Source organism: Mucilaginibacter sp. SG564, assembly GCF_013149275.1.
GTDB lineage: Bacteria > Bacteroidota > Bacteroidia > Sphingobacteriales > Sphingobacteriaceae > Mucilaginibacter.
The window spans coordinates 361806-374272 of the sequence record NZ_JABGNA010000007.1 but is presented as its reverse complement, the minus strand read 5'-3'; the positions used below and the strand labels follow the sequence as shown (position 1 = coordinate 374272).

At 41.4% G+C, this 12467-nt stretch carries 8 protein-coding genes; 7 read left to right on the top strand and 1 reads right to left on the bottom strand.

Annotation, left to right across the window (positions count from 1 at the left end; all coding sequences use genetic code 11):
• Window positions 1-118: 118 nt before the first annotated feature.
• The 7 genes from radC (at window position 119) to FHW89_RS18105 (ending at window position 10191) form a co-directional block, all read left to right on the top strand.
• Complete coding sequence (gene radC, locus FHW89_RS18135; RefSeq protein ID WP_172336456.1) at window positions 119-817, top strand: DNA repair protein RadC; 699 nt, start codon at window positions 119-121, stop codon at window positions 815-817.
• Window positions 818-1037: 220 nt separating this feature from the next.
• Window positions 1038-3437, top strand: a complete 2400-nt coding sequence (pheT, locus tag FHW89_RS18130) for a phenylalanine--tRNA ligase subunit beta (RefSeq protein ID WP_172336455.1) — start codon at window positions 1038-1040, stop codon at window positions 3435-3437.
• 134 nt (window positions 3438-3571) lie between these two features.
• Window positions 3572-3862 carry a hypothetical protein gene (locus FHW89_RS18125; protein ID WP_076374860.1) on the top strand — a complete coding sequence of 97 codons (291 nt, stop codon included), beginning with the start codon at window positions 3572-3574 and terminating at the stop codon, window positions 3860-3862.
• Window positions 3863-3882: 20 nt separating this feature from the next.
• Window positions 3883-4173, top strand: coding sequence for a cell division protein ZapA (locus tag FHW89_RS18120; RefSeq protein ID WP_172336454.1), 291 nt, complete (start codon window positions 3883-3885; stop codon window positions 4171-4173).
• A gap of 236 nt (window positions 4174-4409) precedes the next feature.
• Window positions 4410-5975 (top strand): ribonuclease Y, encoded by a 1566-nt coding sequence (rny, locus tag FHW89_RS18115; protein ID WP_166090147.1) that lies wholly within the window; start codon window positions 4410-4412, stop codon window positions 5973-5975.
• Between the two features lie 251 nt (window positions 5976-6226).
• Window positions 6227-6769, top strand: a complete 543-nt coding sequence (locus tag FHW89_RS18110) for a DUF962 domain-containing protein (protein ID WP_172336453.1) — start codon at window positions 6227-6229, stop codon at window positions 6767-6769.
• 101 nt (window positions 6770-6870) lie between these two features.
• Window positions 6871-10191: a TonB-dependent receptor gene (locus FHW89_RS18105; RefSeq protein ID WP_172336452.1), complete on the top strand. Its 3321-nt coding sequence runs from the start codon at window positions 6871-6873 to the stop codon at window positions 10189-10191.
• 530 nt (window positions 10192-10721) lie between these two features.
• Here the strand turns inward: FHW89_RS18105 and FHW89_RS18100 are convergent.
• Window positions 10722-12311, bottom strand: a complete 1590-nt coding sequence (locus FHW89_RS18100) for a hypothetical protein (protein WP_172336451.1) — start codon at window positions 12309-12311, stop codon at window positions 10722-10724.
• Window positions 12312-12467: the final 156 nt, after the last annotated feature.

Below are 12467 nucleotides of genomic sequence, written 5' to 3'. Positions count from 1 at the left end.
CCACGCTGCGCTCGCAATGACGTGTAGAGAAAAAGGTGCTTACTGCGGCGATGTCAGGGTGAGTCGGCGCTGTGTCGCAATTTTTTTTGTTTGATAGTTTTCTCCATATTTGGATACCGTGGAAAACTACAACGAAAAGATCAGCATTAAATCATGGGCCGAGGAAGATCGCCCGCGCGAAAAACTAAGCACCCAGGGGCGTCGAGCGCTCACTGATGCCGAGTTGATCGCTATCCTGATCGGATCGGGTAGCCGAACCGAAACCGCCGTTGAACTGAGCAAGCGCATTCTCCATCATTATGAAAATGATCTGAACAAGCTGGGTAAAGCTTCCATTAGCGAACTTTCCAAATTCAAGGGGATAGGAGAGGCTAAAGCCATATCCATTATTGCCGCACTGGAGATCGGTCGCCGCCGCAATGATACCGAGACTAAGGCTATCGAATATATCAACAGTAGTCGTGATGCGTATCATATTATGCGCCGTCATCTGATGGATCTGAACCACGAGGAGTTTTGGATACTATTGGTTGGCCGCTCACAAAAAGTGCTGGCCAAAGAGCTGGTGAGCAAAGGCGGCTTATCTGCCACGGTAGCCGATCCCAAGATTATTTTTTACATGGCCCTGCAGCAACAGGCCAGCGGTATCATCCTGGTACATAATCATCCCTCTGGCAACTTAAAACCCAGTCACCAGGATATTGATCTCACCAAAAAAATAAGCGCAGCCGGTCGTTTGCTGGATATCAATGTGCTTGATCATTTGATTATTACTGATAATGGTTATTATAGCTTTGGAGATGAAGGAGTTTTATGATTTCGGATTTGGGAATTTCGATTTCGGATTTTATCTGAACCGTGATTTATAGGATTGCAGGATTAACTTGATTTTACCCAGAAAAAAGGGAATCCTTTAATCCGTTCATCAGGCAAATCGAGGTTCAGATAAAATTCGATATCCGAAATACAATTAAATCCCAAATCCCAAATCCGACTTCCGAAATCTTTATATCTTTGCCGATTATCGCTGCTCAATAATGAAAATATCATATAACTGGCTAAAAGAGTTTATTAATACGGATAAAACGCCTCAGGAAATCTCCATTATCCTTACCGGAACGGGTTTGGAAGTGGAAAGCCTGGAAAAAGTACAGGCTATTCCCGGCGGATTGGAAGGCCTGGTGATCGGCTATGTTAAAGAATGCGTTGATCATGCCAATTCCGATCACCTGCACGTAACTAAAGTTGATGTAGGCGGCCCCGAAGATCTGCAGATCGTTTGTGGTGCAGCCAATGTAGCTGCCGGACAAAAAGTAGTAGTAGCCGTAGTGGGTACTACCGTATATCCTGTTAGCGGTGAACCTTTCGCCATCAAAAAATCAAAAATACGCGGTGAAGCATCCGAAGGGATGATCTGCGCCGAGGATGAAATAGGTTTAGGCACCAGTCACGAAGGTATTATGGTATTAGATGCCGACGCCCCGGTTGGTACTTTGGCCAAAGACTATTTTAAGGTGAACGACGATTATATGTACGAGATAGGTTTAACACCAAACCGTGCCGATGCTATGTCGCACCTGGGGACTGCCCGTGATATTGCTGCTTTTTTAAAGATCGGTGTTACCCGGCCGGATGTTAGTGCGTTTAAAATTGCCAATAACAACAGAACTGTTGAAGTTGTGGTGGAGAACGAGCAGGCAAGTCCGCGTTATTCCGGTTTAACCATGACCGGTCTGGAAGTAAAAGAATCACCAAAATGGTTAAAGGAGCGGTTGGCTGTTATCGGCGTCCGTTCTATCAATAATATTGTGGATGTAACCAATTATGTGTTGCACGAGTTGGGGCAGCCGCTGCATGCTTTTGATGCCGACGAAATAAAAGGCAACAAAGTATTGGTGAAAAACTACCCGGAAGGAACGCTTTTTAAAACCCTGGATGATGTGGAGCGCAAGTTATCAGAAAACGACCTGATGATCGGTAACACCGAAGAGCCAATGTGTATTGCCGGTGTATTTGGTGGTATTACTTCAGGCGTAAAAGCATCAACTACAAGCATTTTCTTAGAGAGCGCTTATTTTAATTCCGTATCGGTACGTAAAACTGCTAAAAGGCATGGGTTGAAAACTGATGCCTCGTTCAGATTTGAGCGTGGTACCGATCCGGACATGACCGTGTTCGCTTTGAAACGTGCAGCCTTGCTGATACAGCAGGTAGCCGGCGGCGAAGTATCGTCAGAAATTTTTGATCATTACCCGGCACCTGTAGCGCCGTTTGCTTTTGAGGTAAGCTATAAAAATATTCACCGCCTGATAGGTAAAGACATCCCGCATGCCGAGATCAAAGCCATTATTGAGGCATTGGATATTAAGGTAGTTAGTGAAACAGAAGAAACACTTTCCTTACAAGTACCTCCATACCGTGTTGATGTTACCCGTGAGGTAGATGTGGTAGAGGAGATACTGCGTATTTACGGCTATAACAATATCGAGATCCCTACCCAGATCAGGGCATCGTTAAATAATTCGCAAAGGGCCGAGAAGGACACGGTGCAAAACCAGCTGTCAGACTTACTTACTGCCAATGGTTTTAACGAGATCTTATCCAACTCCTTAACCAAATCGGCTTATTCGGATAATCTGGATGCTGCCGTAAAAATATTGAACCCGCTGAGCAGCGATCTGGATGTGATGCGTCAAACCATGCTGTTCTCGGGCCTGGAAGCGATTACCTATAACCAGAACCGCCGTGCTGCCGACTTGAAATTTTATGAGTTTGGCAAGGTTTACAGCGTGAAGGACGATAAATATAACGAGGTGCAACGTTTCTCAGTATTTCTGACCGGAGCAACAACCGCCGAGCAATGGAACCAAAAACCAAAACCGGTATCATTTTATAACCTGAAAGCTATCGTTGATAGCATTTTAGAGCGCCTGAATATTACCGGCTATGTGGTAGAAGATGCTACCTGCAAAAAACTGGCTTACGGGCTACAGTATATGCTGAACGGCAAACAGCTGGTTAAGTTTGGCGCGGTTGCAGGCGAGGCTTTGAAAAAGGTGGATGTGGATAAAGAAGTATTTTATGCTGACTTTAATTTCGACCTGATCTTAACGGCTGTACGCAAAAACAAGATCGTTTACCAGGAGGTTTCCAAGTTCCCGGCAGTACGTCGTGATTTGTCTATGCTGATTGATAAAGCAGTTACTTTTGGTCAGTTAAAGCAAATTGCCCAGCGAACCGAACGCAAGCTGCTGAAGGAAGTTAGTGTATTTGACGTTTACGAAGGCGACAAACTACCGGCCGGTAAAAAATCATACGCGTTAAGCTTCATCATTCAGGATATCGAAAAGACCCTTACCGACAAAGCGATTGATGCCATTATGCAAAAATTAATTTATAACTTAGGTAAAGAAGCCGGAGCGGAGATCAGAAAATAAAGATGATTTCGGATTTCGGAATTTTGATTTCGGATTTAGAGTTTAAAATTTTAGAATTATAATTCAATAGCCAGGTAATTAAAAAATCATCAATTCACTAAATCGCTAATTCAATAATTCACTAATTAAAAAAGATGCCTTCTGTAGCAGAACAGTTAAATAAAATTGTAGATAAAACCGAGAGGTTGATAGAGCTTTGCGCTGCTTTACAGGAGGAAAACGATCTGTTAAAACTGGAAAGTGAGGCTTTGACCGTAGCCCTTGATGCCAGTAAAAACAAGACAAAGGAACTGGAAGAAAAGCTTCGTGTATTGAAGCTGGCCAAGTCATTTTCAGAAACAAATGAAAAAAGTCTTGATATAAAGCAAAAAATTAACGACTTTGTGCAGGAAATAGATAAGTGTATTGTGTTATTGAAGAAATAACGCAAAAAGTGAAAAGCTCAATGGGAGAAATCTCAATAAAAATAAATATTGCTGACAGAGTTTACCCTTTAAAGGTAAACATGGAGGAAGAAGAAATAATACGCAGGGCGGCTAAACTGATCAATGACCGGATAAAGGAATATCAGGAAAACTACGCGGTGAGGGATAAGCAGGATCTGCTTTCCATGGCGGTGTTGCACTATGCTACATCATCATTAAAAGCCGAAAAAAAGGTTACCGTTGAAGATACCGATATTGCCGAAAAGGTTTACCAGCTGGATCATTTGCTGACTGAGTTTTTCTCAAAGTAATTAGCGTTCTTTACATATACAGAGCACAATTAAGATTTAACCGCAGTTAAATTTTAAGTTTCACTATTAAAAACTTAACGCTTCAATATTAAGCGGATCAAAGAGGCATGCGTTACTCGAATGGTATTAACGTAACCATGGTCCCCAATATCCGAAATGAAGTTTTTAAATACATGATACTTAAGAGTTTAGTTGCGGTTTTTTTATTTATATAACCTTACACCCTAAAAAAGAAGATGGACATATTACTATACGGAATAATAGGACTATTGCTTGGCGTTGGCCTTGGGATAGTTATCGGGCGCTTCCTGCTGCGGAAGCTTTTTAAAGACCAGGAGGCATCGGCCCAGAATAAAGTGAAAAAGATACTGAAGGATGCTGAAAACAATGCCGAGATACTAAAGAAAAATAAACTGCTGGAAGCCAAAGAGAAGTTTTTACAAATGAAGGCCGAGCATGAGCAGGAAGTAAACAACAAAAATAACGCCATCAACCAGCGCGAAAACGGTGTGAAACAAAAGGAGCAATCATTAAATCAGCGCCTGGAAAACATGAACCGCAAAGAAAGCGAGCTGGACAACACCCGTAAAAACCTGGAAAAACAAACAGAAATTGTTGTTAAAAAACAGGAAGAAGTAGAAGTGCTTAAAAATTCACATGTACAACAACTGGAAACCATTGCCGGTTTATCTGCCGATGATGCCCGTAACCAGCTGGTGGATACCCTGCGCGAAGAAGCCCGCACCAAAGCCATGATCCAGATCAAGGACATTGTTGACGAGGCTAAGCTAACCGCTACCAAAGAAGCTAAAAAGATAGTTATACAAACCATACAGCGTACCGCTACCGAAAGCGCTATTGAAAATACGGTTTCTATATTTAACATCGAGAACGATGAGATCAAAGGTCGTATCATCGGTCGCGAGGGTAGGAACATTCGCGCCTTGGAAGCCGCAACCGGTATCGAGATCATCGTTGACGATACTCCGGAAGCCATTATCCTTTCGGGTTTTGACCCGGTAAGGCGCGAAATTGCCCGTTTGGCTATGCACCGCTTGGTAACGGACGGCCGTATACACCCGGCCCGTATTGAGGAGGTAGTAGCCAAAACCAAAAAGCAAATTGAAGAAGAAATAGTAGAAATAGGTGAGCGCACGGTGATTGACCTGGGCATACATGGTTTACACCCGGAGCTGATCCGTATGGTTGGCCGTATGCGTTACCGGTCATCATACGGGCAAAACCTGCTGCAACACTCACGTGAGGTGGCTAACTTCTGCGCTACCATGGCAGCAGAGCTGGGTCTGAATGTGAAGATGGCTAAACGTGCAGGTTTGTTACATGATATTGGTAAAGTACCTGATGACAATCCAGAACTGCCACACGCTATTTTGGGTATGCAGCTGGCCGAAAAATACAAAGAACACCCTGAGGTTTGTAACGCTATAGGTGCTCACCATGATGAAATTGAGATGACCTCGATGTTATCGCCAATCATCCAGGCTTGTGATGCTATCTCCGGTGCCCGCCCGGGTGCACGCCGTGAGGTGGTTGAAAGCTACATCAAACGTTTAAAAGAACTGGAAGAATTGGCGTTATCTTACCCTGGTGTCGAAAAAACTTTCGCTATACAGGCTGGCCGTGAGCTGCGTGTGGTGGTTGAAAGCGAAAAAATAACCGACGCGCAGTCTGAAGTACTGGCGGCGGATATCTCCAACCGTATCCAAACCGAGATGACCTATCCAGGCCAGATCAAGGTTACCGTGATCCGGGAAACCCGCTCGGTAGCGTTTGCTAAGTAGTAGGAGAGAGCTAAGAGATAAGAATCCAAAAAGAAGAATCAAGAGATAAGAGTCAAGATCGATAAGGTTTTGACTCTTTTTTATTTTCCAGTTTTTATTTCCCAGGTCTTGGCTCTTGATTCTTGACTCTTGGTTCTATTTTATTTTCCTGGGTCTTGACTCTTTATTCTTATCTCCTGCTTCTATTTTATTTCCTGTCTTGATACTTGATACTGATTACTTGATACTTTTTTCTTATATTAGATTAAATTATGGCCTCCAGTAATATATCAAATACCTCACAAAGTGGTGCCGGCGATGCTAACCCTATTCGTCCGGTTGATGTTTACTTTGCCAAATACGCCGAAAGCCATCGGAACGGAACTAATGAGGCTATCCATTTTATTTGTATCCCGCTTATCGTGTTCAGCCTGCTGGGCCTGGTATGGTCAATCCCTTTTCCGTACCTGAAATTCCTGGGTAGTTATAACGGCGTGTTTAACTGGGCATCCTTTTTAATTGCATTTAGTATCTACTACTATCTGAAACTTTCGCCGGTACTGTCGTACATTATGTTGTTGATATTATTTGGCTTTAGCTATGGTATTATACAGTTGGAACATTGGCACCAGGCTGGTGGTCCTGCACTATGGCTGGTTTCACTGATCATCTTCTTTGTGTCATGGATAGGGCAGTTCATCGGGCATAAAATTGAAGGTAAAAAACCATCGTTTTTAGATGATATTAAGTTTTTGCTTATCGGTCCTATCTATCTGCTTCACCTCATACTTAAAAAGTTATCGCTTAAGTATTAATTGTCATTTTCACTTAATGTTAACAATTGGGGTTAAAAATAATCTAGTGTTAACATACGGTTAATATTGTAGCCGAACCTTTGTGTTCTAAATAAACACAAATGAAAAAGCTTTACTTTATCCTTTTATCAGTGCTTATTATAGGGGTTGCTAACGTTGCCAAGGCGCAAATTACCACCTCAGTAGTAAGCGGAAAAGTTACCGACCAAAAGGGGGTTACCCTGCCTGGTGTAACTGTAACTGTGCTGAACACCGGTACAGGAACACGTTACGGCGCCCAGACAAACTCCGATGGTCGTTTCACTATCACCAACATTAACCCAGGTGGTCCGTACACCATTTCGGCATCTTTTGTTGGATTTAAAAAAGACGAAAGAACAAATATTACACTGAGCCTGGGTAGTACTACCCTGAACTTCGCTCTTGCCGACGAAACTACTTCATTAAAGGAGGTAAAGGTTACAGCTTCAGCAGGCGGCACCAAAACCGGTGCAGGCACCCGTATCAACCAAAACCAGATCCGTACGCAGCCTTCTATCAACCGCAGCTTACAGGATCTTACACGTAACACTCCTCAAAGTAACAACAACTCATTCCAGGGTACCAACTACCGTTACAATAACGTAACACTGGATGGTGCTATCAATAACGATGCGATCGGTTTCAGCCCATCATTAGGTGGTCAGAACAATGCTTCGGGACAAGTAGGTAGCAGTACCCGTACCAGCCCGGTATCATTAGATGCGATACAGGATATCCAGGTATTGGTTGCTCCTTATGATATTAAAATTGGTAACGTATTGGGTGGTAGTATCAATGCTGTTACCCGCAGCGGTACTAATGATTTTACCGGTTCGGTTTACGGTTTTGGCCGTGGCTCGTTCATGGTAGGCCCAAACAATGCTAAAGCTGCTGCTGGCGGTGATGGTTCAAAATTGTCTGATTTTCATGATTACCAAACTGGTATCCGTTTAGGTTTCCCTATCATCAAAAACAAATTATTCTTCTTTACTAACGAGGAGATTGCCCGCAGACAAGATCCTGTAATCGCTGCTGCCGGTACCAATGGTTCAAAAAATATCCTGAGCTTACAGGATGCTCAAAATTTAGCTGCTGCGTTTAAAAACTATACAGGCATGGATCCAGGTACCTATGGTAACACGACCATCTTCTCCAACTCCAACAAATTCTTTAACCGTTTGGACTGGAACATTGATGATCACAACCAGTTAACCATCCGTAATAATACCATTATTTCAAAAGCTACTAACTTAGAGCGCGATCAGCAAAACTTCCGTTTCAGCGGTATCGATTATACCTCGCATAATAACTCTACCTCAACTGTGGCTGAGTTAAAATCAAGGTTTTCTAACAGTGTTAGCAATAGCTTGGTATTAGGTTATTCTAATGTGCATGATTACCGTGATCCAAACTCAAACCCTGCGTTACCGCAGATCGAGATCACCGGCCGTACCCCTGGTACTACCATTTTTATGGGTACCGACCGTGAGGCTGCTATATTTGACATGCACCAGAAAACAGCTGAGTTTACCGATAACTTAACCTGGACAAAAGGTAAACACACCTTTACTTTTGGTACGCACAACGAGTTTTACAACATCACTTACAACTTTGTGAATGCATGGAATGGTCGTGTGGCTTATAAAAGTATTGAGGATTTCCTGAACAATAATCCATCACGTGTACGCGCTAACTTTAATTATACTGATAATACCCGTGATTATATATTAGCACACCCATCAGCTCAATTCAAAGTTAACCTGTTGAGCTTATATGGCCAGGACGAAATTCAATTGACTGATAACTTCAAATTGACAGTAGCCTTACGTGCGGATTATGCCGGTGTACCAAACAAACAGCCACTGAGCGACAAAACAACAAACGCTCCGGTTGATCCTAACTATGGTACTACTTATACCTATACCAAACCAAGGGATATTAAACAAAACTACCTGGGTAACATAGAGTGGAACCCACGCGTAGCATTTAATTATGATGTGCTTGGTGACCAAAGCGTTGTTTTACGTGGTGGTAGCGGCTTCTTTACCGGTCGTGTTCCATTTGCATGGTTCGGTTACGCGTTCTACAATAACGGTAAAACCTATGGAGCTTACGATGGCAATCCTCCTGCCCAAAAACCAGGAACGAATCCGATACAGGCTCCTGCCAATGGCGGCTTAAACTATGTTAACCAGCAAGGGTTTAATACTACGCCTACAGGTGCAACCCAGGTGGATATGATCGACAACAACTTCAAAATGCCGCAGGTATGGAGAAGCAGTTTAGCTGTTGATTATACTACTGATGACCAGTGGAAATTTACTGCCGAGGGTATCTATACAAAAGTTATTCATGACTTGAAATTCCAGCAGGTAAATACCAAGGATAGTGTAACCTATTATCCTTACGATACACAGCACCTGCAACCGATATTTATTAACAAAAAAATAAACTCTGCTTATACCAACGCTTACTTGTTATCAAATACCAGCGAAGGTTATCGTTACAGCTTAACTGCACAGGCTGCTAAATTCACACAATTTGATCCAAAGAATGCTTTAAATGTTTCGGTTGCCTATACCTACGGTCACTCAAAAGATGTTACCAATGGTATTCGTAACTCTATGGAATCAAACTGGCAGTTAAATCAGGCTTTAAACCCTAACAATCCTGGTTTAGCAAACTCAAACTTTGATATCCGTCACCGTATCGTATCAAACGTAAACTTTAAACACGATTGGGATGCCGGACATAACTATACTGCAAACTTTACCTTCTTCTTTAGCGCGCAAAGTGGTAACCCATATACTTATGATACTTATCCAAATGCTACCGACGGAACAGGACAACAATTGAGCTTAGCCTATATCCCTAAAAAAGGCGAAACAGCTAACTTTATTGTAGACCAGGTAAAAAATGGTCAGGTAGTAAAAACTGCTGCACAGCAGGTAGCTGAATTTGACGCATTTATTGATGCTGATAAATATTTAAGCTCACGTCGCGGTCAGTTTACCGAGCGTAACGCTGCATTTACGCCTTGGAATAATCAATTAGACTTCCGTTTTACTCAGGACTTTAAATTTGGTAATGGTAAACACAAACAGATGATTACATTTACTTATGATATCATCAACCTGACCAATTTACTGAACAAAAAATGGGGACAGTATTATTTCTCAGCTAATACATTCAACTCTTCAGCGAGCGTAGGTTTAACACCAGTGAGTCAGATACCAGGAGCTGCCGCGACATCATCAAAACCAGCCGGTCCTACTTTTGTTAAAGATGGTAATGTTACATCTTACCCAACTTACAATTTCAGCAACCCAGGACTACCTTACTCGGTTGATTTGTTCGCATCACGCTGGCAAATGCAGTTTGGTATCCGTTACAGCTGGTAATACCTAACAAAACTAAACTAAAACAATAAATAAACACCCTGCCGGTAAAACGGGAGGGTGTTTTGCTTTAGGCCAGGATTTACTGAATTTATGAATTCATTTTGGGTGTTATTTTGTGAATTTTAAAATCCTGTAAATTTTGATTCGGATGAAATGTTTTGTCCTCTTCGCTTATTTTTAATACTTGTAAAAGTGAACGCTTACAGAGGGGAGGTTAAAGTATAGGGCCATGAGTCGGCGAAGCGAATGATAATACATACAAAGTTTTCAAAACTCCGGATATATTTAAATCTAGTGGCAGGGAATACTTGATAAAAACCTATGCTATTTGAGGGTGCCAGCTAAAGAAGCTAAGAAGGAGGGATGCATTGAATTAGGAGGTGATATCAAGCTTTCTCTAAATAAATCTATTGATATTTCTTTATAATATGCTCATAAAACAAGAGGCTGTTTCCTAGTTGGGAAACAGCCTCTTTAGTATTGCAATTTATATATGTAGCGCTAAATGAAGTTTTGATATGTAAAAATTATTACTCAACATAATTTATTGCTCTAACAAGTATGTTAAATGATTTAACGATGGTGGTTTTAGGGGTACCGTTGTTAGGAACAACGTCAAATGACACTCTTAATACAGTTGAAGGCATTGAAGAATTAGTAGTGAATATATCATCGGGGCTCGCATAAGCGGGAGCACCGCCGCCAAATACTGTCACATGGCGTTTAAATGGTATTATATAATCTCCCGGAATATTATCAACGATTACTGTAGTATTATCTATTTGTTCAGTAGTAGCGGTTGAAGGAATAGGGGTGTCAGGATCGCTATGAGGTGGATTAGCATATACTCTGGTCAGAGAGTAATAATTTTTGAAGCTTATTATTTGTTGTTTCAAATTTTGAATAGTAGCTCCGGTTGAACTGCTGTTGATTACTGCTGGGTTAAATTGAATTTGGTAAGAGTTTGGATCAAACTTAATTGTTTGATCACCTGTATATACTATAGTTACATCTTCACCATAATAGACTGGAATTGATATATCAACCTTTGGAGCCGCCGAAAGACTAAAAACACCTAATGGGCTTGTATATAGTGGAGAATAGCCAGTCCCTGTATTTTGTCCTTTACTGCCCGGTATGTTTAAATTTGGATTTTGTAGTTGATAAGTATCCGTTATACTGCCAGATAGCGTATACTGAGCGCTGGTAGTTAAATTTGCATATTGTGTTGTTTGACTTGCGCCACCAAACATACCATTCAACACGTTTTTCACTGTTCCTCCAAGTCCGCTTGATAATGCAGTTTTCAATGCACTTGTAACTGGTGCTGCTAATTTCCAGGAGTCAATAAGATTTGCATATGGAAAAGTTAAAATACCTGGAATTGTAGCGCCAAGTAAATTCGAAGGCGGTACTGATTGAGATATCGTGCCTTGAATAGTTCCTTGGGATGATCCAGTCAACGCTATACTTGAAGTATTGACAGAGTTTACCAGCCATGTCATTTGTGTAGTTTTGGCGCCAATGGCGGGGTCGTAGGCCATTTCAAACTCAGCAGCATACCATGTGCCTGTAGCGGAGGTTTTGTATTGCTGAACTGTTGAAGATACTGGTGTATTTATATTTAGATTAGAAACCTCTGTGGCTGAATAACTAAGAAGAGGAGCTGTATTACTCGATGCATCCTGTACTAAGGCGTGCGTTATGTAACTACTTGGTATACTTGAGCCGGGTGTTAAATAGAAATAACCTCTTAATAAGCCTCTGTATCTATTATATAAAATAAAATACAGAGGCTGAGCGGTACTTGTTGGACTAAAAGTGTTATAAACCAGCTCCCATCCATCAGCTACTTTTATGTCAGTTGCATAAATTGTTGGAAATGATCTGTTGGCACCACTTGCCCATGGCACGAGTATATTTGTGCCAGCAGGGGCGGGCATATAATCAGTATGCTCCCAATCAAATCTGTATGGAATTAAAGTGTTAACGGATTTTCCTCTATCGGGGGTTTTAACCGGTGTTGCTAAATTTGAGTCCAAATCCTTTTTACAACTGTTAAGTAATGGTAGTAATAATAGGAATAATAAGTAATAATGAATCTTGAATTTGTTTTTCATAATGCTTTTGATAAAGTTTAATGTGTATTTATAATATTAAATATATGTATCAGTTGTATTTTGACACTGTACTTGGTATTATTAAATTATTAAATAATTATAAAGCTGTTATGGAAATAAAGGTTGTTTTGCCCCTTCTTTTTAAAACCCCAGGCA

Coding starts and splice junctions, on each gene's coding strand:
- pheT (WP_172336455.1), top strand. CDS start 1,038: ATGAAAATATCATATAACTGGCTAAAAGAGTTTATTAATACGGATAAA.
- FHW89_RS18125 (WP_076374860.1), top strand. CDS start 3,572: ATGCCTTCTGTAGCAGAACAGTTAAATAAAATTGTAGATAAAACCGAG.
- FHW89_RS18120 (WP_172336454.1), top strand. CDS start 3,883: ATGGGAGAAATCTCAATAAAAATAAATATTGCTGACAGAGTTTACCCT.
- rny (WP_166090147.1), top strand. CDS start 4,410: ATGGACATATTACTATACGGAATAATAGGACTATTGCTTGGCGTTGGC.
- FHW89_RS18110 (WP_172336453.1), top strand. CDS start 6,227: ATGGCCTCCAGTAATATATCAAATACCTCACAAAGTGGTGCCGGCGAT.
- FHW89_RS18105 (WP_172336452.1), top strand. CDS start 6,871: ATGAAAAAGCTTTACTTTATCCTTTTATCAGTGCTTATTATAGGGGTT.
- FHW89_RS18100 (WP_172336451.1), bottom strand. CDS start 12,311: ATGAAAAACAAATTCAAGATTCATTATTACTTATTATTCCTATTATTA.